Source organism: Citrobacter sp. TBCS-14, assembly GCF_005280805.1.
Taxonomy (GTDB): domain Bacteria; phylum Pseudomonadota; class Gammaproteobacteria; order Enterobacterales; family Enterobacteriaceae; genus Citrobacter; species Citrobacter gillenii.
The window spans coordinates 213-544 of the sequence record NZ_SZWM01000647.1 but is presented as its reverse complement, the minus strand read 5'-3'; the positions used below and the strand labels follow the sequence as shown (position 1 = coordinate 544).

Here is a 332-nt window from a genome sequence, read left to right as displayed (position 1 = left end):
TGGATACGACGCAGCGTTTGGGCACATCCCACAACCACAACCGGCGCGCCAGACAGCTCTCCCTCCACCAGCGATTTAATAATAATCTCAGGTCCAATACCTGCAGGGTCGCCCATAGTTACTGCAATAATGTTATTCACTCATGTTCTCCTCGATAAAATTTAAAACCTGACGCAACGTCGTTTCGTCACCGAATCCCCCTGCCTTTGTCATAACCGGGCGTTGCCAGTCGCCACCGACAAAATGACCGTACGGCACACACTGGGCCACACGGTCAGTAATACGAAATCCTGTTGCCTTAAGGGCGTCTGCAACCGCCATCGCCACATCAC

Annotated in this window: 1 protein-coding gene and 1 pseudogene; both read right to left on the bottom strand. The window is 52.4% G+C overall.

What is annotated here, in order from left to right:
* Nucleotides 1-140, bottom strand: a pseudogene (locus FDX22_RS20435) (4-phospho-D-threonate 3-dehydrogenase); the annotation flags it as partial.
* On the bottom strand, nucleotides 133-332 hold a 200-nt coding region (locus FDX22_RS31575; protein WP_304571790.1), incomplete at its 5' end, for a nucleotide-binding domain containing protein. The pseudogene FDX22_RS20435 and the gene FDX22_RS31575, both read right to left, overlap by 8 nt.